We start from the raw sequence: 19002 nt of genomic DNA, 5'->3' as shown, positions 1-19002 counted from the left end.
CTACACTCGAAACAATCATCCCCGAGCCATAACGAGAGCGTTATGCCCAGATTGGCGTCCGTGCTTTTTTTGCTGTCACTGATGATCTGGACCGCAACGGCTGACGCGCTGACTCTGACCGATGAAGAACGTAGCTGGCTGGCGGCTCACCCGGACTTGCACCTGGGTGTCGATGCGTCGTGGCCGCCCTTTGAGTTTCGCGATGATCAGGCGCGTTATCAGGGCCTGGCGGCCGACTATATCGACGTGATTCGCCAGCGTCTGGCGATCAAACTGACGCCAATCGAACCGGTGAGCTGGACGGAGGTGCTGGAACAGGTCAAACAGGGCAAGATCGACCTGCTGCCGGGCATCATGTCCACCCCCGAGCGCCAGTCCTATCTGTCGTTCACCCGCCCCTATCTGGACTTCCCGATTGTCATCCTCGCCCACGTCGGCGGTGCCCAGCCGCGCAAACTTGAAGATTTGTACGGCCTGAAAATCGCCGTGGTGGAAAACTACGCGCCGCACGAACTGCTGCGCACCCACCATCCGGACCTGAACCTGGTGGCCATGCCCAACGTCAGTTCCGCGCTGCAGGCGCTGGCTACAGATGAAGTCGACGCGGTGGTCGGCGATTTGGCCTCCAGCGTATGGAGCCTGCGCCAACTGAAACTGGATGGCCTCTATGTCAGCGGCGAAACCCCCTATCGCTACCAGCTGGCGATGGGCGTACCGCGCGACAACAAGATACTGGTGGGGATTATCGACAAAGTCCTGGCTGATATGAGTCCGGCCGAGATCAGCAGCATTCAAGAACACTGGGTTGGCAACGTCCTCGATCATCGGACGTTCTGGTCAGATCTGCTGATTTACGGGCTGCCAGGCCTGCTGCTCTTGGTGGGCGTGTTGGCCGTGGTGATCCGCATCAACCGGCGTCTGAGTTCGGAAATTGCCCGGCGCATCGACCTCGAACAGGAACTGCGCAGCAGCGAGTATCACTATCGCGGTCTGGTGGAGAGCCTGTCGGCGATCGCCTGGGAAGCCCGGATGAGCGACTTCACCTACAGCTATGTCTCACCGCACGCCGAAGACTTGCTTGGATATCCGCTGTCGCATTGGCTGATTCCGGGGTTCTGGCGCAACATCATCCACCCGGCAGACCTGACCCGCGCCCAGAGCTTCTGTGACCACGAAGTGCTGGCCGGGCGCGATCACAGTCTCGATTACCGGGTGATCACTGCCGACGGTCGCTGCCTGTGGGTGCGCGACATCGTCAGCCTGATCGAGCACGGCCACGAACCGGTGATGCGCGGTCTGATGATCGACATCAGCGAAACCAAGCGCACCGAAGAAGCACTGCGCCTGTCGGAGCAAAAATTCGCCTCGGTGTTTCAGCAATGCCCGGACATTCTGGTGATTGCACGGTTGTCCGACGGCTGCCTGCTGGAGGTCAACGAAGCCTTTGAGGAACAGATTGGATTGAAGGCCGAAGAAGTCATCGGCCAGACCGCCACCGACCTGAATATCTGGGGCATTCCCGGGGTCGGCCCAGGCCTTTTGCAGCGCTTGCAGGCGGGCAGCATTCGCAATCTGGAAATGCCCTTTCGCCGCAACAACGGCCAGGTATTCACCGGCCTGATTTCTGCCGAGCCATTCGACCTCGACACCACGCCTGCGCTGGTGGTCGTGGTGCGCGACATTACCCAACTCAAGGAAACCCAACAGCAACTGCAAACCTCCGAAGAGAAATTCGCCAAGGCCTTCCACGCCTCGCCGGACGGTTTGTTGCTGTCGCGCCAGAGCGATGGTCTGCTGCTGGAGGTCAACGAAGGCTTCAGCCGCATCACCGGTTTCAACAGCGCCATGTCAGTGGATCGCTCGGCACTGGATCTGGGCATCTGGGTCAATCTCAACGAGCGTAAACAGATGCTCGACCTGTTGCATCGCGACGGTTTCGTCCGCGACTTCACCTGCCATATCCGCCGCAGCGACGGTCAGATTCGCCTCTGCGAGGTCTCCAGCCGACCACTGCCGATCGGCGATGAAGACTGCATGCTGACCATCGCCCGCGATATCACTGAACGCCATCTGATGCAGGAAAAACTGCAACAAGCCGCGACCGTATTCGAGAGCACCGCCGAAGGCGTATTGATCACCGACACCCAGCAGCACATCAGCGCGGTCAATCGAGCCTTCACCGAAATCACCGGCTACAGCGAAAGCGAAGCGCTTGGTCATACGCCACGCCTGCTCGCCTCCGGCCTGCACGACAGCGCGTTTTATGCGGCGATGTGGCATCAGTTGACCGACGAGGGTCACTGGCAAGGCGAGATTTCCAACCGGCGCAAGAACGGCGAGCTCTACCCGAGCTGGCTGACCATCAGTGCCGTGCGCAACCGCGATAAATTCATCACTCACTTTGTCGCAGTGTTTGCCGACATTTCCAGCCTCAAGCACGCGCAGGCCAAGCTCGATTACCAGGCTCACCATGACCCACTGACCGGCCTGCCAAACCGCACGCTGTTTGAAAGTCGCTTGCTCATGGCGCTTAACAGTCAGCAGGAAAACGGCGGTCAGGGCGCCGTGCTGTTTCTCGACCTCGACCGCTTCAAACACATCAACGACAGTCTCGGTCACCCGGTCGGCGACCTGCTGCTCAAGGGCATTGCCGTGCGCTTGAAAGAACAGTTGCGCGACATCGACACCGTTGCGCGCCTGGGTGGCGATGAATTCATCATCCTGCTGCCCGGCCTGCAACAGCCCAGCGACGCCGACAACATCGCCACCAAGCTGCTCAACTGCTTCGGTGCGCCGTTCCAGGCCGGTGAACACGAGTTTTTCATCAGCGCCAGCATCGGCACCAGTCTTTATCCGCGCGATGGTTGCGACGTCGCCACGCTGGTGAAAAACGCTGACGCGGCGATGTACCGTTCCAAGGCCAAGGGCCGCAACCGCGTCGAAAGCTACACCCGCGACCTCACCGCCCAGGCCAGCGAACGCGTGGCGCTGGAGCACGAACTGCGCCGGGCCATCGAGCGTGATGAGTTGTTTCTCTACTACCAGCCGAAAATCAGCCTGGAAGATCACAGCCTGGTCGGTGCCGAGGCGCTGATTCGCTGGCGCCACCCGACGTTCGGCGATGTACCGCCGGAGCACTTCATTCCGTTGGCCGAAGAGAACGGCATGATTCTGCAAATCGGCGATTGGGTGCTGGAGACCGCGTGCCGGCAGATGTACGAATGGAATCAGGTCTACGACAGTCCCGGCCCTCTCTCGGTGAATCTTGCCGGTGCGCAATTGCGCCAGCCCAACCTGCTCGGACGCATCGAGCAACTGCTCAACGACAACGGCCTGATGCCGGATTTACTGCAACTGGAAATTACCGAGAACTTCATCATGAGTCAGGCCGAAGAGGCACTGGCCGTGCTGCACCAACTCAAACACCTCGGCGTGCAACTGGCGATCGACGACTTTGGCACCGGCTATTCCTCACTCAGCTACCTCAAACGCCTGCCACTGGACATCCTCAAGATCGACCAGTCTTTCGTCCGTGGACTGCCTGACGACCCCCACGACGCGGCGATTGTCCGCGCCATCATCGCACTGGGCCGCAGCATGCAATTCACCGTCATCGCCGAGGGTGTGGAAACCCAGGCGCAACAGCAATTCCTCGCCGCCGAGGGCTGTGAACAGATCCAGGGCTACATCGTCAGCCTGCCGCTGCCCCCGGAAGAATTCGCCGCTACGTTTCTTCGTGTAACCGTATCGGATTATTCGGATAGCACAGCCGAGAAACCGTCGCTATAATCCGCGACCTACTGAGGGCCTATAGCTCAGTTGGTTAGAGCAGAGGACTCATAATCCTTTGGTCCACGGTTCAAGTCCGTGTGGGCCCACCAAATTGAAAGCCGCGCTAAATGCGCGGCTTTTTCTTGGGCGAGTGGTTGGGGGTCAGTGTTGGCGAGCGCAATGTTCGGAAGACTTCCCCAAAGGCTGTAGGCAAGTTACGAAGCTGTGGTTTTGAGAAGTGTTGCGCCTGTTTGGCGTTGGTTTGACGGGATACTCTTGAGACGTCGCTGCTTATCAGCGGTCGGGCTTGGAAACCCGTCGAAATCGGAAGCCACAGGCTTAATACCAATCAAGAACATGCCCGCCATGCCTAGGATCGCCATCGCGATCATGCACAAATTGCGCGGGCCTTTTAGCCGGGTATCTTTCCACCCACCAGCGCACTGTTAGGAATACAACTGCAAGGTCTGTAGGAGTATTCCTAACCTAGGTTTTCTGCACCGTTTCTACCTTGTTGAGGATTTATTCCGACAGTAATCTCCGGACGCCTCCGCCCGCCCAGGATCGATTTCATGCTCGTGAATGCTGCGCCACTGATAAAGGAAGCAGCCGACCAGCAAACCTGGATCGACCTTGCCTTACCCGATCTCAGAACCTTATCGAGAGAACTTCGGTCAGCCGCAATAGAAGAGGTAAAAAGGGCCGAGGACGCAGAAGGCGCGCTCAAAATCCTCTCGGATCACTTTGGGTTTGTCGACGAGTCATTATTGGCCGTTACCATCCTCACGCCCGTCGGGAACGTCGCGATCCTGAGAGACAAACTGGCCCACATCGTCGAGAAACGTCCAGATTCCCGAGAACGTTATGTTCGACATGCCATAGATACGCTGACGGGACCTTTTGAAGTATGGAAAGTACTCTACGATAACGGCGGATACCGAATGGCATTCATTAACGCCTACGAGGCAAAAAACGACATGCTTGTCGTGGTCGATGTGCGAAACGGGCATGTCCTCTGGAACTTCATGCACGCGCCCGCCCGAGCGATGAACAAACATCGCCAAGGCGAGCTTTTGTACAAGCGGTACATTCTTGAAGACAAAGAAAAGGGCAGCCATTTGGCTGCCCTTAATATTTGAATCCTGATATTTGCATCCTCAGGAAATGGGATGAAGAGGTCTCACCTTACACCGATGTTGCAGCATCGCTGAGGTACCTACGTCCACTAATGCCCTGCAAGGCAGCGGATTTCGCGCTCTTGCTGGCATTCTTGATAAATAGGCCAACCAAGTCAAATCAAATATCCGATGTATTGTTTCAGCGCAACGATGCCATCGATTCTTGGGTGAACAATTCAAACATCGCCTGCAAGCGTGTTGCTGACAGTGTCTGTAACATGCGTACTCACCGCCCCCACCCCCATGGAACCGCCCCCTTGCCCGACACCCGCCCACCCGCGCTCGATGAAATCGATCGTCAGCTGATCGCCGCCCTGCAAATCAACGCCCGCGAAAGCGTGGCCATGCTTGCCCGGCAATTAGGCATTGCACGCACCACTGTGACCTCTCGATTGGCGCGGCTGGAAAAGGCCAAAGTGATCACCGGTTACGGCGTGCGTCTGGGACAGCGGGTGGTCGATGGCGGCTTGCAGGCCTACGTCGGGATCAAGGTGCAGCCGCGTTCCGGCAAGGAGGTGGTGCGCCGGTTGAGTGCGATGGCGCAGGTGCAGCAGTTGTGTGCGGTGAGTGGCGAGTTTGATTATGTGGCGTGGTTGCGCAGCGATTCGCCGGAGCAGCTGGATCAGTTGCTCGATCAGATTGGCGGCGTGGATGGGGTCGAGAAGACCACGACTTCGATTATTTTGAGTAGCAAGGTTGATCGGGGGCAGCCGGTTTGAGTGTTGATCATGATTTTTCGGTTGGTGGATGGACCTCTTCGCGGGCAAGCCTTGCTCCTACAAGGGACAGTGTGTAGCGAATGATCGTCATACTGATCAGGTTATTGGCAAAACGACGACACTTTGCGTCTTATTAACGTGTTCCACGCTCCCTAGAATGGCTGGCATCTTTTCCTATACTCAGACGCGCATTCCGCGTCGGGTCGCCAGCAAGGTCAGCCATGAACAAGAACAATCGCCATCCTGCAGACGGTAAGAAACCAGTCACCATTTTCGGCCCGGACTTTCCGTTCGCGTTTGACGACTGGATCGAACACCCGGCCGGTCTCGGCACTATCCCTGAACACAATCATGGCGCAGAAGTGGCGATCGTCGGTGCGGGCATCGCTGGTTTGGTGGCGGCTTACGAGTTGATGAAACTCGGCTTGAAACCGGTGGTGTATGAGGCGTCGAAGCTGGGCGGGCGTTTGCGTTCGCAAGCGTTCAACGGCACTGACGGCATCGTCGCCGAATTGGGCGGCATGCGCTTCCCGGTGTCGTCCACCGCGTTCTATCACTACGTCGACAAGCTCGGCCTTGAGACCAAACCGTTCCCGAACCCGCTGACGCCAGCCTCCGGCAGCACGGTGATCGATCTGGAAGGCAAAACCCATTACGCACAGAAACTGGCGGATCTTCCTGCGCTGTTTCAGGAAGTGGCTGACGCCTGGGCGGATGCGCTGGAGGCCGGCTCGCAGTTCGCCGACATCCAGCAAGCCATTCGCGACCGTGACGTGCCGCGCCTGAAAGAGCTGTGGAATACCTTGGTGCCGCTGTGGGACGACCGCACGTTCTATGACTTCGTCGCCACTTCCGAGGCCTTCGCCAAACTGTCGTTCCATCACCGCGAAGTGTTCGGTCAGGTTGGGTTTGGCACTGGCGGCTGGGACTCGGACTTCCCGAATTCGATGCTGGAAATCTTCCGCGTGGTGATGACCAACTGCGACGATCACCAACACCTGGTGGTCGGCGGCGTCGAGCAAGTGCCGCAAGGCATCTGGCGGCATGTGCCGGAGCGCTGCGTGCATTGGCCTGAAGGCACCAGCCTGAAATCCCTGCACCGTGGCGCGCCGCGTTCCGGCGTGAAGAAAATCGCTCATGCGCCGGATGGCCGTTTCGCGGTCACCGACAACAATGGCGACACCCGCGAATATGCCGCCGTGCTGACCACGTGCCAGAGCTGGCTGCTGACCACGCAGATCGAATGCGACGAAACACTGTTCTCGCAAAAGATGTGGATGGCCCTCGACCGCACCCGCTACATGCAGTCGTCGAAGACGTTCGTGATGGTCGACCGTCCGTTCTGGAAGGATAAAGATCCAGAAACCGGCCGCGACTTGATGAGCATGACCCTCACCGATCGCCTGACCCGTGGCACCTATCTGTTCGACAACGGCGATGACAAACCGGGCGTGATCTGCCTGTCGTATTCGTGGATGAGTGACGCATTGAAAATGCTCCCGCACCCGGTGGAGAAACGCGTAGAACTGGCGCTGAACGCACTGAAAAAAATCTACCCAAAAGTCGATATCGCCGCGCGAATCATTGGTGATCCGATCACCGTATCGTGGGAAGCCGACCCGTACTTCCTCGGCGCGTTCAAAGGCGCCCTGCCCGGCCACTATCGCTACAACCAGCGCATGTACGCGCACTTCATGCAGGACGAGATGCCGGCCGAGCAGCGCGGGATTTTCATCGCCGGCGACGACGTTTCCTGGACGCCGGCCTGGGTCGAAGGTGCGGTGCAAACCTCGCTCAACGCGGTGTGGGGGATCATGAAACATTTCGGCGGGTCGACACATAAAGCGAACCCGGGCCCCGGTGACGTGTTCAAAGACATCGGCCCTATCGCCCTGCCCGAGTAAGAGGAATCCCTGATGCGTGTAGCCCTTTACCAATGTCCACCGCTGCCACTGGAACCCGCCGCCAACCTGCAACGCCTGCATCAAGTGGCGATGGAGGCCAAGGGCGCCGACCTGCTGGTGCTGCCGGAGATGTTCATGACCGGCTACAACATTGGCGCCGAAGCGGTCAGCACCTTGGCCGAGGTCTACAACGGTGAATGGGCGCAGCAGATCGGGCGGATCGCCAAGGCTGCGGGTCTGGCGATTGTTTATGGCTATCCGGAACGTACCGCCGACGGGCAGATTTACAACGCCGTGCAACTGATCGATTCGCACGGCGAGCGCTTGTGCAATTACCGCAAAACGCATCTGTTCGGTGATCTGGATCGCTCGATGTTCAGCCCCGGCGACGATGATTTCCCCATCGTCGAACTCAACGGCTGGAAGCTCGGTTTCCTGATCTGCTACGACCTGGAGTTTCCTGAGAACACCCGCCGTTTGGCGCTCGCCGGCGCCGAGCTGATTGTGGTGCCGACGGCGAACATGATTCCGTTCGACTTCGTTGCTGACGTCACCGTGCGTTCGCGCGCCTTCGAAAACCAGTGCTACGTGGCCTACGCCAACTATTGCGGCAGCGAAGGCGAGATCCACTATTGCGGGCAAAGCAGCCTCGCCGCACCGGATGGCAGCCGCATCGCTCAGGCCGGACTCGACGAAGCGCTGATCATCGGCGAGCTCGATCGACAGTTGATGCTCGACTCCCGCGCCGCCAACCGCTACCTCAGCGACCGCCGCCCAGAGCTTTACGGCGCGCTGAACCGGCGCTAATCCGCTAGCATTGGCACTTCACTGTTCTGGAAGTGCCCATGCCTGCGCCGACTCACCCCCGCCCCCACACTGAAACCCTGGCCAACGGCTTGCGTGTGACCCTACGTCATGTACCCGGCCTGAAGCGCAGCGCCGCCGCGTTGCGCGTGGCTGCCGGTAGCCATGACGTGCCGCTGGAGTGGCCGGGGCTGGCGCATTTTCTCGAGCATTTGCTGTTTCTCGGCACCGAGCGTTTTCCTACGAGCGAAGGGCTGATGGCCTACGTGCAAGGTCACGGTGGCCAGGTCAATGCCAGCACGCGAGAACGAACCACTGATTTTTTCTTTGAGTTGCCGACACAAGCGTTCGGCGCGGGGCTGGAGCGTCTGTCAGACATGCTCGCCAAGCCGCGTATGAATCTGGACGATCAGTTGCGGGAACGGGAAGTGTTGCAGGCAGAATTTTTCGCTTGGTCGCAGGATCCTGCAGCGCAGCAGCAGTTTTCCTTGTTTGAAGGGTTGCCGGCTGAACATCCGTTACGCGGGTTTCATGCAGGGAATCGGGACAGCCTGCACATTGAGCAGCCGGCATTTCAACAGGCGCTCAACGATTTCCATCAGCAGTTTTATCAGACGGGGCAGATGACACTGAGCTTGGTCGGGCCGCAGAGCCTTGAAGAGCTGAAAGCGCTCGCTGAGCAATTCGCGGCGGCTTTGCCGGTTGGGGATAACGTTGCGCAGGCGGCAACCGTGCCGCTGGCGGTGAAAAGTTATCAACAGGTCAGTGAGCGACGCGGCAATCTGCTGTTTGCGTTTGATGCCTTGCCTGAGTCATCCGTCGAGGCTTTGGCTTTTCTTTGTCATTGGCTGAACAGCTCAAAACCCGGCGGGCTGCTCGCGCATTTGCAGGAGCAAAAACTGGCAGATGGATTGAACGCCGCGCCGGTTTATCACTTCGACGGGCAAGCGTTGTTGCATCTGGAATTCACCGCTCCAGCGGAATCGTTAAACGCTATTCGCGAACAACTGCTCGATTGGCTGAGTTTCTTTGCTCAGCAAGATTGGACGCCATTGCGCAAGGAATACGCGGCCCTGCTTGAACGTCAGCAGCAAGTCAGCGGCGCCCTGCAACTGGCGCGGCTGGACAGTGAGCAATTGGAAAATGGCCTGTCCGAGACAGGCGTAACAGCCCTCCCACAGATCCTCGGCGAAATCGGCACTGTGGATAACTTCAGCGATCATTGGCACCTGCCTGCCGCCAATCCTTTCCTGCGAGCCAATGAACCGTTGGCCAATGCCGGACTGATTCGCGGCCAGACCAGCGCCCACCGAGGCCTGCGCACGTTCGCTCAGGATCGTTCGCGCGGCCGTCGTGAACGCTCGCCAATGCAGTTCAGCCAAGCGTTGCCGGACAGCACTGATGCAGGCGCGATTTATCTACGTTGGCAGATGGAGGCCGCCGCCAGCACTGATCTGCAATCGCGGTTGCAGCGCAGTCTTCGGCAAACGCAGCAAGATGCGCGTGAGGCCGGCGTCGAGCTGATTTTCAGCGCCACTGGCAATCAGTGGCTACTGAAACTCACCGGATTGCAGGAGCCAATGCCCGGCGTCCTCGAGCACGCGCTGAAATGTCTGACACAGGTTGACGCCGATTCATCGCTTGCTGAGCCGAAACCGCCGCTGATCGCCATTCGCCAACTGCTTGAAGTGCTGCCGGAACATGTTCTGCTATCAGCCAAAACCGGCGATGACGCGAATAACCTGTGGACAACTTCGCGTTGGGACGGCCTCGCTCTGGGGCTCAACCCACAAACGCAATCTGCCATGGGCCTGGCGCTGAGCCGTATTCCCGGGATCCCGGACAATCAGCTGCCAACGCCGACGACGATTAAAGAGCAAAAACACTGGAGCTACATCAATACCGGCGCCAGCGAACACGCCTTGCTGCTGTATTGCCCGACCGCCAACCGCGACATCGCCGACGAAGCCGCCTGGCGAATGCTCGCGCAACTTGGTCAGACGCCCTTCTACCAACGTCTGCGAGTCGAATTGCACTTGGGCTACGCGGTGTTCAGTGCGTTGCGCCAGATGCAAGGCCAGACCGGCCTCCTCTTCGGCGTGCAATCGCCAAATGCCAAACCTGCGGCGTTGCTTGGGCATATCCAACAGTTTCTCAACGGCATGCCCGCGCTGATCGAACAGCTCGATGAGGCCAGCCTCAGCCGCCACCGGCAAAACCTCGGCAATCAATTCGACGACGCCACACTGGCCAGCAAAGAGGCGGCTGAATTGCTCTGGCAGGCAAAACTCGCGGGCCACTCGTCGGATTATCTTGAACAGTTGACCGCCGCCATCCATCAACTGGATCGCCAGACATTGCTCGCGGCTGCTCAACGCTTGATCAACGCAGACGGCGGCTGGCTCTGCCTCGCCAGCGATCCAGCGTGCGAAACCCCGTGGCAAGCGACAAATTGATCATTACCGAGGCTGCAAGGAGCTTTCTCAAAGATTCACGGGCATTTACCCGGAAATTTTGAGTAACATAGCAGCCTAACTATTTGGAACATCTCTGCGCTGCCGTGGACTATAACTATGGACAGCGCTATCCCACCCACCCTGAGGAGACACACCATGTCCTGGACAAAACCGGCTTACACCGACCTGCGTATCGGCTTCGAAGTCACCATGTACTTCGCCAGCCGCTGAGTTCTGCTTACATAGAACTGCAGTGCAACGCCTCGGCTCGCCGGGGCGTTTTATTTTCCGCGTTGAAATGATGGAGTGTTCATGTTCGTCCAGATTCTGGGTTCGGCCGCTGGCGGCGGTTTTCCGCAGTGGAACTGCAACTGCGTCAATTGCGCAGGCTTTCGCGACGGCAGCCTGAATGCCAAGGCCCGCACCCAATCGTCCATCGCGATTTCCGATGACGGCGTGAACTGGGTGCTGTGCAACGCCTCGCCGGACATCCGCGCGCAGTTGCAAAGCTTCGCCCCGATGCAACCGGGCCGTGCCCTGCGTGACACCGGCATCAGCGCAATCATCCTGATGGACAGCCAGATCGACCACACCACCGGTCTGCTCAGCCTGCGCGAAGGCTGCCCGCATCAGGTCTGGTGCACGGACATGGTTCACGAAGACCTCAGCACCGGTTTCCCGCTGTTCAAGATGCTCACGCACTGGAATGGTGGGCTGGACTGGAACCGCATCGAACTCGACCAGAGCTTCACCGTGGCCGCGTGCCCGAACCTGCGTTTCACCCCGCTGCCGTTGCGCAGCGCCGCGCCGCCGTACTCGCCGCACCGCTTCGATCCGCACCCGGGCGACAACATCGGCTTGATCGTTGAAGACCTGAACACCGGCGGCAAATTGTTCTACGCGCCGGGACTGGGCAAGGTCGATGCGCCACTGCTGGAAATCATGGCGAGCAGCGATTGCCTGTTGGTCGACGGCACAATGTGGGACGACGATGAAATGCAACGTCGCGGCGTTGGCACACGTACTGGCCGTGAGATGGGCCATCTGGCGCAGAACGGGCCTGGCGGCATGCTCGAAGTGCTGGAGCAACTGCCTGAGCAGCGCAAGGTACTTATCCACATCAACAACACCAACCCGATTCTCGACGAAGATTCGCCGGAGCGTGCGGAATTGGCGCGGCGTGACGTTGAAGTGGCGTTTGATGGCATGAGTATTGTGCTGTAGCGGATGGCCCCATCGCTGGCAAGCCAGCTCCCACAAGGTTCTGTGGCGTACACAAAACCTGTGGGAGCTGGCTTGCCAGCGATGACGTCCTGACAGACACCACAGAATCCAACGGTTGTTCCCGGAGAACAGACATGACTGACACGCCAATGTCCCCCACCGAATTCGAAGCCGCCCTGCGCGCCAAAGGCGCCTACTACCACATCTACCACCCGTATCACGTGGCGATGTATGAAGGCCGCGCCACCCGCGAGCAGATTCAGGGCTGGGTCGCCAACCGCTTCTACTATCAGGTGAACATCCCCCTGAAAGACGCGGCGATCCTTGCCAATTGCCCGGACCGCGAAATCCGCCGCGAATGGATTCAGCGTCTGCTCGATCACGACGGCGCCCCCGGTGAAGACGGCGGCATCGAAGCCTGGCTGCGCCTCGGTCAAGCGGTCGGTCTCGACCCGGATCAACTGCGCTCGCAGGAACTGGTGCTGCCCGGCGTGCGTTTTGCCGTCGACGCCTACGTCAACTTCGCCCGTCGCGCCAGTTGGCAGGAAGCCGCCAGCAGCTCGCTGACCGAACTGTTCGCGCCGCAGATCCACCAGTCGCGCCTCGACAGCTGGCCGCAGCATTACCCGTGGATCGACCCGGCCGGTTATGAATACTTCCGCACCCGCCTCGGTCAGGCACGGCGTGATGTCGAGCATGGTCTGGCGATCACGCTCGAGCACTACAAGACGCGCGAAGGCCAGGAGCGCATGCTGGAAATTCTCCAGTTCAAACTGGACATTCTTTGGAGCATGCTCGATGCCATGAGCATGGCCTACGAACTGAACCGCCCGCCGTATCACAGCGTGACCGAACAACGGGTCTGGCATAAAGGAATCACCTTATGAGTTTCGACCGCAGCAAAGTACCGAGCTGGCGTCCCGGCTACCGCTTCCAGTACGAACCGGCGCAAAAAGGCCATGTGCTGCTGTATCCGGAAGGCATGATCAAGCTCAACGAAACGGCTGCGCTGATTGGTGGTTTGATTGACGGCGAGCGCGATGTCGCGGCGATCATTGCCAAACTCGATGAGCAGTTCCCCGGCGTGCCCGAGCTCGGTGATGACATCGAGCAATTCATGGAGGTTGCCCGTGCTCAGCACTGGATCGAACTTGCCTGATCTGCCGCCCAAGCCTGATATCGGCCTGCCGCTGTGGCTGCTCGCCGAGCTGACCTACCGCTGCCCGCTGCAATGCCCGTACTGCTCCAATCCACTGGATTTTGCCGAGCAGGGCAAAGAGCTGAGCACAGAACAATGGATCAAGGTCTTCCGCGAGGCGCGGGAGATGGGCGCGGCGCAACTGGGCTTTTCCGGTGGCGAGCCGCTGGTGCGTCAGGATCTCGCCGAGCTGATTCATGAAGCGCGGCAGTTGGGTTTCTACACCAACCTGATCACCTCCGGCATCGGCCTGACCGAGCAGAAAATCAGCGACTTCAAGAAGGCCGGCCTCGATCACATCCAGATCAGTTTCCAGGCCAGCGACGAGCAAGTGAACAACCTGCTCGCCGGCTCGAAAAAAGCCTTCGCGCAGAAGCTGGAAATGGCCCGCGCGGTGAAAGCCCACGGCTATCCGATGGTGCTGAATTTCGTCACCCATCGGCACAATATCGACAAGATCGACCGCATTATTGAGCTGTGCATTGCGCTTGAAGCCGACTTCGTCGAGCTCGCCACCTGCCAGTTCTATGGTTGGGCGCAGCTCAATCGTGTCGGCCTGTTGCCGACCAAAGAACAACTGGTGCGCGCCGAACGCATCACCAACGAATATCGGGCGAAGCTGGAAGCCGAAGGGCATCCGTGCAAGCTGATTTTCGTCACCCCGGATTACTACGAAGAGCGCCCGAAAGCCTGCATGAACGGTTGGGGCAGCATCTTTCTGACGGTCACCCCGGACGGCACCGCCCTGCCCTGCCATGGCGCCCGACAAATGCCGGTGAAATTTCCCAATGTGCGCGATCACAGCATGCAGCACATCTGGTACGACTCGTTCGGCTTCAACCGCTTTCGCGGTTACGACTGGATGCCCGAGCCGTGCCGCTCCTGCGACGAGAAAGAAAAAGACTTCGGCGGCTGCCGCTGCCAGGCATTCATGCTCACCGGTGATGCGAGCAACGCTGACCCTGTGTGCAGCAAATCCGAACATCACGGCGTGATCCTCAAGGCCCGCGAAGAAGCCGAGACCGCCACCCAAACCATCGAACAACTGGCCTTCCGCAATGAACGAAACTCACGCCTCATCGCCAAGGGCTGAGCCTTTCAGCGCTTCGCAAGCCGTCGCAGCCGGCATGGATTTCGCCGAGTTGCAACTCGGTGCCAATGGGCTGTTCTGGAATGAATATCGCCCCGAAGATGCCGCGTGCCGGATCTGGCATTGGCGCGATGGTGTGGCGAAATGTCTGACGCCGGATGGTTTCAGCGTGCGCAGTCGGGTGTACGAATATGGCGGTGGCGCGTTTTGTCTGACGCCGGATGGGGTGGTTTTCGTCGCTGAGGCGGATCAGCAGTTGTATCGGCAGAAGCTGGATGGCGAGCCTGCGGCGCTGACATCGGGCGAATGCCGTCATGGCGATGTGCATTTTGCTTTCGGCCAGGTGCTGGCTGTGGAAGAACAGCGTGATCAGCATCGGCTGGTGGCGATTGATCTGGCGGATGGGACGCGACATTTGTTGGTTGAGGGCGCGGATTTTTATGCGGCGCCAACACTCAGCCCGGATGGCCAGCGTTTAGTGTGGATCGAGTGGAGTCGACCGCACCAGCCGTGGACATCGACTCGACTGATGGTGGCTGAGCGCCTGGCGGATGGTGCATTCAGTTCGCCGCGCTGCGTGGCTGGCGCCGAGATTGAAGAGTCCATTCAACAACCGCGATTTGATGATGAAGGTCGGCTGTATTGCCTGACTGATCGCGGTGGTTTCTGGCAGCCATGGGCTGAGACTTCTGATGGTTTGAAGCCATTGCCCGCTGCTCAGGCCGATCATGCACCGGCGCCTTGGCAACTCGGCGGCTGCACCTGGTTGCCTGTTGAAGATTCAGTTTTAGCCAGTCGGAGTGAAGGTGGTTTTGGCCGTCTGACATTGGGCGATGAAGATTTCACCGGTGACTACAGCCGCTTCCGTCATCTGGCTCTGGATGCGCAATTTATCTACTGCATCGCGGCCTCGCCGATCAGCCCTTCGGCGGTTATTGCCATTGATCGAGCAACGCGTGAAGTGAAAGTGCTGGCCGGTGGCGTGGCGCCCCTGCCCGCCGAGCGCATCAGTCGTCCGCAAACGTTGCGTTATCCAAGCGGATCGGGCGAAGCGCATGGGTTTTTCTATCCGGCTATGAGCGGCGAGACGAAACCGCCGCTGGTGGTGTTCATCCATGGCGGCCCGACGTCGGCCTGCTATCCGATACTCGACCCGCGCATTCAGTACTGGACGCAACGCGGCTTCGCCGTCGCCGATCTCAACTATCGCGGCAGCAGCGGTTATGGCCGGGAGTATCGTCAGGCGTTGCATCTGAGCTGGGGTGAGGTGGATGTCGAGGATGCTTGTGCCGTCGTTGCGTATCTTGCCGAACAAGGCTTGATCGACGGGGAACGGGCATTCATTCGGGGTGGCAGCGCAGGCGGTTACACCACGTTGTGCGCATTGGCGTTCAAGCAGGTATTCCGCGCTGGCGCCAGTCTTTACGGGGTCAGCGATCCGGTAGCGCTGGCACGAGCGACACACAAATTCGAAGGCGATTATCTGGACTGGCTGATCGGCGATCCCGAGCGAGACGCCGAACGCTACGCCGCCCGCACGCCATTACTGCATGCCGACAACATCCGCGTGCCGGTGATTTTCTTTCAGGGTGAACTCGACGCAGTGGTTGTCCCGCAACAGACCCGCGACATGGTCACGGCACTGGAGCAGAACGGCATCCCGGTCGAAGCCCATTACTACCCCGACGAACGCCACGGCTTCCGCCGCGCCACCAATCAGGCACATGCGCTGGAACAGGAGTGGAAATTCTATCGACGGGTGATGGGATTTACAGACTGAAACCCTCTCCCTGTAGGAGCTGCGGCACGCTGCGATCTTTTGATTTTAATTCGAGGATCAGGATCAAAAGATCGCAGCGTGCCGCAGCTCCTACAGGTTTATGCCGCTGACTCAGCGCTTGGCGATGATGTACACCGCATGCACGATCCCCGGAATATACCCGCACAACGTCAGCAGAATGTTCAACCAGAACGCCCCGCCAAACCCGACCTGCAGAAACACGCCCAGTGGTGGCAACAGAATAGCGATGATGATCCGAATAAAGTCCATGGGGCAGCTCCTGTATGGGGGTTGGCTCACTTGAGCCATACAAGCTAATCGACCCGCGCCGTTCGTCAGGGTTCAGTGCAACTGCCATTTGATCGCCACCACCTCACAAAAAAAACGCCCCACGCCAAAAGAATCAGGCGTGGGGCGTGCGTTATACCGCGAGACGGTTCTTTAATTCGGGTAGGAAACTTCAGCTCAGACGGCAATCCCTTTGCGGCATTGCAGTTGTGCGGTGCGCACGCGGGCGAACGCGCGACCCAGGCGCAGGAGCATTTCGTCGATGTTGGTTTTGCTCACGGTGAGCGCCGGGGTGAAGCGCAGGCAGTTGGCTTGCGGGGCGTTGAGCAGCAGGCCTTCGTGCAAGGCGGCGTGGACTACGGCGTCGGCGCAATCGTCCGACAGGGTCAGTCCGTAGAACAGGCCTTGGCCGCGCAGTTCGCCGTGGTCGTAGCGGTGCGCCAAGCGGGCCAGGCCTTCGCGCAGGTGCTGGCCGTTGTCGTTGACCTGCTGGAGAAAGCTGCGATCGTGCACACTGTCGAGCACCACCAGCCCGGCCGCTGTCATCAGCGCGTTGCCGTGATGCGTGCCGCCGAGTTCGCCCGCCTCGAAACAGCAGGCCTTGCCCCGTGCCAGCAGCGCCGCCAACGGCACACCGCCGCCAAGCCCTTTGCCGAGCACGACGATATCGGCGCGCACGCCGCAGGACTGTTCCGCGAGCAAGGTGCCACAGCGACCAATGCCGGTTTGCACTTCGTCGAGGATCAGCAGAATGCCCAACTCACGGCACAGTCGTTCGACACCTTTGAGGTAATGCTCGGTGGCCGGAACAACGCCGGCATCGCTCTGGGTCGGTTCAAGCATGATCGCCACGGTTTGCGCATCGACCGCCGCGTGCAGCGCTGGCAAGTCGTTGAACGGCACCGGATCGAACCCCGGCAGCAACGGCGCGAAACGATTGTGCAGATTGCAGCTGTCCGAAGCAGAAATCGTTGCCAGGCTGCGGCCATGGCAGCCTTGCTTCGCAACAATAATCCGCGAGGCGCCGCCGCGATGCAGTTGGCCCCACTTGCGTGCCAGTTTGATCGCCGCTTCACAGGCTTCGCTGCCGCTGTTGAGCAGGTAAGCCTGATCGCTGGCGGTAGCGGCGCACAGCCGCTCGGCGAGGCTGAGCATGCCGCGATTGTGCAGGTTGAAACCGGGATTGATCAGCGCCTGCGCCTGACTGCTGATGGCTTTGACCAGCGCCGACGGGCTGTGGCCGAGGCTGTTGGCGCCGCCGGCCTGAGAAAAGTCGAGATACGCGCGGTCGTTACTGTCCCATAGCCACGAACCCTGACCACGAACGAATACCTGCTGCGGCCGTTCGACACTGGGCATCAGCCGCTCGGCGCTAAGACTTTCAGTGTTTTCAGAGAAATTGGCCTCGAACGAGAGGTCATCAAGACTCGGCGTCTGGCGCCGCAAACTGAACAGATTCATTGGAAAACACCTCGATTGAGGTGTTTTGAACTGCCTATGTAAACACTGTGGAAGCGAACGCTATTCATCGCGCTTTCTGGCCCTGTAAGCCTTGTGAATGCGGTTAGACTAGGCTCACTGACGGCTTCGGGCCATTTCGTTTTTCCAGCATTTTCGATAAGCATTACTTATGGATTTCAAACAACTGCGTTATTTCGTCGCGGTCTACGAAGAAGGCCATGTCGGCCGGGCAGCGGAACGTCTGTCGATCTCGCAGCCAGCGTTGTCGCAGCAGATCCGCCAACTTGAGCAGAACCTCGACGTCACCCTGTTCGAGCGCAGCAGCAAACGTCTGCTGCCGACCCTCGCCGCACACACTTTGTACAACCATGCCTTGCCGCTGCTCGATGGTTTGCAACGGGCACGCGAGGCGTTGGGCAACTTCAAGGGACAGGCCTTGCGCACGCTGGCCATCGGCGTACTGCAAACGGTTCACACCAGTCTGGTGCCGCAAATGCTTGAGCGGGTGCGCAAGGCGCAACCGCATCTGGTAGTGCAGATTTATGAATTGACTGGACTTGAGATCGAGCGGCGCCTGCTCAACGGGTCGCTGGACATTGGCATCAGTTATCTGCCGCCGCGCCAACCGGGCCTGCATGGCGTGATGCTCTATGAAGACGAACTGACGCTGGTGATCCCGGCGGATCATCCGTTGCGCGAATTCAAGAAAGTCTCGATGCGCCAGGCCGCCGAATTGCCCATGCTGCTGTTGGGCGAGGAGTTCCAGATCCGCCAGATCTGGCAGGCGCAACTCACAGCCTTGGGACGGCGCCCGCAAGTACAGGCCGAGCTGAACAATATGGTGGGGATTCTCGACAGTCTGCCGCACACCAAATTGGCGACGGTGCTGCCTGGGCGTTCGCAGAAGGAATACGACGATCAGGATCTGCTATGGAAACCGCTGAGCGAGCCACGGGTGCCGCTGAAGGTGGGTCTGGTGTGTCGCGATGTGCAACGCCAGCAGGCCTCTTTGGCTCTTTTGCGGACATTGCTGGAAGAAGTGATGGAACGCGAGATGAAGCCAACGCTTGATCCGCTGGCCTGACTACTTTTCTGCAGGCAAAAGAAAACCCCGCCGAAGCGGGGCTTT

Annotated in this window: 15 protein-coding genes and 1 tRNA gene; 14 read left to right on the top strand and 2 right to left on the bottom strand. The window is 59.3% G+C overall.

Features of this window, described 5'->3' with window-relative positions; genetic code table 11:
* The first annotated feature begins 42 nt into the window (after window positions 1-42).
* The 13 genes from PMI37_RS22175 to PMI37_RS22120 all read left to right on the top strand — a co-directional run bounded on the left by PMI37_RS22175 (window position 43) and on the right by PMI37_RS22120 (window position 16124).
* A complete protein-coding gene (locus PMI37_RS22175; RefSeq protein WP_008085180.1) occupies window positions 43-3789 on the top strand; it encodes a bifunctional diguanylate cyclase/phosphodiesterase in 3747 nt (1248 codons plus the stop codon).
* 15 nt (window positions 3790-3804) lie between these two features.
* Window positions 3805-3881 (top strand) — tRNA-Ile (locus PMI37_RS22170).
* Between the two features lie 462 nt (window positions 3882-4343).
* A complete protein-coding gene (locus tag PMI37_RS22165) occupies window positions 4344-4910 on the top strand; it encodes a PBECR2 nuclease fold domain-containing protein (protein WP_008085179.1) in 567 nt (188 codons plus the stop codon).
* A 296-nt stretch (window positions 4911-5206) separates the two neighbouring features.
* A complete protein-coding gene (locus PMI37_RS22160; RefSeq protein ID WP_008085178.1) occupies window positions 5207-5668 on the top strand; it encodes an Lrp/AsnC family transcriptional regulator in 462 nt (153 codons plus the stop codon).
* Between the two features lie 221 nt (window positions 5669-5889).
* Window positions 5890-7572 carry a flavin monoamine oxidase family protein gene (locus PMI37_RS22155; RefSeq protein ID WP_008085177.1) on the top strand — a complete coding sequence of 561 codons (1683 nt, stop codon included), beginning with the start codon at window positions 5890-5892 and terminating at the stop codon, window positions 7570-7572.
* A gap of 12 nt (window positions 7573-7584) precedes the next feature.
* Window positions 7585-8379 carry a carbon-nitrogen hydrolase family protein gene (locus PMI37_RS22150; RefSeq protein ID WP_008085176.1) on the top strand — a complete coding sequence of 265 codons (795 nt, stop codon included), beginning with the start codon at window positions 7585-7587 and terminating at the stop codon, window positions 8377-8379.
* Window positions 8380-8417: 38 nt separating this feature from the next.
* Window positions 8418-10832 (top strand): pyrroloquinoline quinone biosynthesis protein PqqF, encoded by a 2415-nt coding sequence (pqqF, locus tag PMI37_RS22145; RefSeq protein WP_008085175.1) that lies wholly within the window; start codon window positions 8418-8420, stop codon window positions 10830-10832.
* Window positions 10833-10988: 156 nt separating this feature from the next.
* The gene (gene pqqA, locus PMI37_RS31455) at window positions 10989-11063 is read left to right on the top strand and encodes a pyrroloquinoline quinone precursor peptide PqqA (protein WP_003422658.1); all 75 of its coding nucleotides are present in this window, start codon (window positions 10989-10991) and stop codon (window positions 11061-11063) included.
* Window positions 11064-11144: 81 nt separating this feature from the next.
* A complete protein-coding gene (pqqB, locus tag PMI37_RS22140) occupies window positions 11145-12056 on the top strand; it encodes a pyrroloquinoline quinone biosynthesis protein PqqB (RefSeq protein ID WP_008085173.1) in 912 nt (303 codons plus the stop codon).
* A gap of 134 nt (window positions 12057-12190) precedes the next feature.
* Window positions 12191-12943 carry a pyrroloquinoline-quinone synthase PqqC gene (pqqC, locus tag PMI37_RS22135; protein ID WP_008085171.1) on the top strand — a complete coding sequence of 251 codons (753 nt, stop codon included), beginning with the start codon at window positions 12191-12193 and terminating at the stop codon, window positions 12941-12943.
* The gene (gene pqqD / locus PMI37_RS22130; protein WP_008085169.1) at window positions 12940-13215 is read left to right on the top strand and encodes a pyrroloquinoline quinone biosynthesis peptide chaperone PqqD; all 276 of its coding nucleotides are present in this window, start codon (window positions 12940-12942) and stop codon (window positions 13213-13215) included. The genes pqqC and pqqD overlap by 4 nt, the downstream gene beginning before the upstream one ends.
* The gene (gene pqqE / locus PMI37_RS22125) at window positions 13208-14347 is read left to right on the top strand and encodes a pyrroloquinoline quinone biosynthesis protein PqqE (RefSeq protein WP_238552722.1); all 1140 of its coding nucleotides are present in this window, start codon (window positions 13208-13210) and stop codon (window positions 14345-14347) included. The genes pqqD and pqqE overlap by 8 nt, the downstream gene beginning before the upstream one ends.
* On the top strand, window positions 14313-16124 hold the full coding sequence (locus PMI37_RS22120) for a S9 family peptidase (protein ID WP_045123238.1): 1812 nt from the start codon (window positions 14313-14315) through the stop codon (window positions 16122-16124). Before pqqE ends, PMI37_RS22120 begins: the two co-directional genes overlap by 35 nt.
* Window positions 16125-16235: 111 nt before the next feature.
* Here PMI37_RS22120 and PMI37_RS31450 read toward each other — a convergent pair whose 3' ends face one another.
* Together PMI37_RS31450 and PMI37_RS22110 are read right to left on the bottom strand one after the other, a co-directional pair.
* On the bottom strand, window positions 16236-16394 hold the full coding sequence (locus PMI37_RS31450; protein ID WP_003228885.1) for a YqaE/Pmp3 family membrane protein: 159 nt from the start codon (window positions 16392-16394) through the stop codon (window positions 16236-16238).
* A gap of 195 nt (window positions 16395-16589) precedes the next feature.
* A complete protein-coding gene (locus PMI37_RS22110; RefSeq protein ID WP_008085164.1) occupies window positions 16590-17873 on the bottom strand; it encodes an aspartate aminotransferase family protein in 1284 nt (427 codons plus the stop codon).
* 169 nt (window positions 17874-18042) lie between these two features.
* On the opposite strand from PMI37_RS22110, the gene PMI37_RS22105 reads away from it, so the two are divergent.
* Window positions 18043-18957, top strand: coding sequence for a LysR family transcriptional regulator (locus PMI37_RS22105; RefSeq protein WP_008085162.1), 915 nt, complete (start codon window positions 18043-18045; stop codon window positions 18955-18957).
* Window positions 18958-19002 lie beyond the last annotated feature (45 nt).

Source organism: Pseudomonas sp. GM80 (assembly GCF_000282515.1).
In the GTDB taxonomy this organism is placed as follows: Bacteria; Pseudomonadota; Gammaproteobacteria; order Pseudomonadales; family Pseudomonadaceae; genus Aquipseudomonas.
The sequence above is the reverse complement of the archived record's forward strand: the minus strand, read 5'-3'. Positions and strand labels throughout refer to the sequence as shown.

What these genes read in the sequence shown, in the direction of transcription:
- PMI37_RS22175 (WP_008085180.1), top strand. Translation starts at nt 43, where the DNA reads ATGCCCAGATTGGCGTCCGTGCTTTTTTTGCTGTCACTGATGATCTGG.
- PMI37_RS22165 (WP_008085179.1), top strand. Translation starts at nt 4,344, where the DNA reads ATGCTCGTGAATGCTGCGCCACTGATAAAGGAAGCAGCCGACCAGCAA.
- PMI37_RS22155 (WP_008085177.1), top strand. Translation starts at nt 5,890, where the DNA reads ATGAACAAGAACAATCGCCATCCTGCAGACGGTAAGAAACCAGTCACC.
- PMI37_RS22150 (WP_008085176.1), top strand. Translation starts at nt 7,585, where the DNA reads ATGCGTGTAGCCCTTTACCAATGTCCACCGCTGCCACTGGAACCCGCC.
- pqqF (WP_008085175.1), top strand. Translation starts at nt 8,418, where the DNA reads ATGCCTGCGCCGACTCACCCCCGCCCCCACACTGAAACCCTGGCCAAC.
- pqqB (WP_008085173.1), top strand. Translation starts at nt 11,145, where the DNA reads ATGTTCGTCCAGATTCTGGGTTCGGCCGCTGGCGGCGGTTTTCCGCAG.
- pqqC (WP_008085171.1), top strand. Translation starts at nt 12,191, where the DNA reads ATGACTGACACGCCAATGTCCCCCACCGAATTCGAAGCCGCCCTGCGC.
- pqqD (WP_008085169.1), top strand. Translation starts at nt 12,940, where the DNA reads ATGAGTTTCGACCGCAGCAAAGTACCGAGCTGGCGTCCCGGCTACCGC.
- PMI37_RS22120 (WP_045123238.1), top strand. Translation starts at nt 14,313, where the DNA reads ATGAACGAAACTCACGCCTCATCGCCAAGGGCTGAGCCTTTCAGCGCT.
- PMI37_RS31450 (WP_003228885.1), bottom strand. Translation starts at nt 16,394, where the DNA reads ATGGACTTTATTCGGATCATCATCGCTATTCTGTTGCCACCACTGGGC.
- PMI37_RS22110 (WP_008085164.1), bottom strand. Translation starts at nt 17,873, where the DNA reads ATGAATCTGTTCAGTTTGCGGCGCCAGACGCCGAGTCTTGATGACCTC.
- PMI37_RS22105 (WP_008085162.1), top strand. Translation starts at nt 18,043, where the DNA reads ATGGATTTCAAACAACTGCGTTATTTCGTCGCGGTCTACGAAGAAGGC.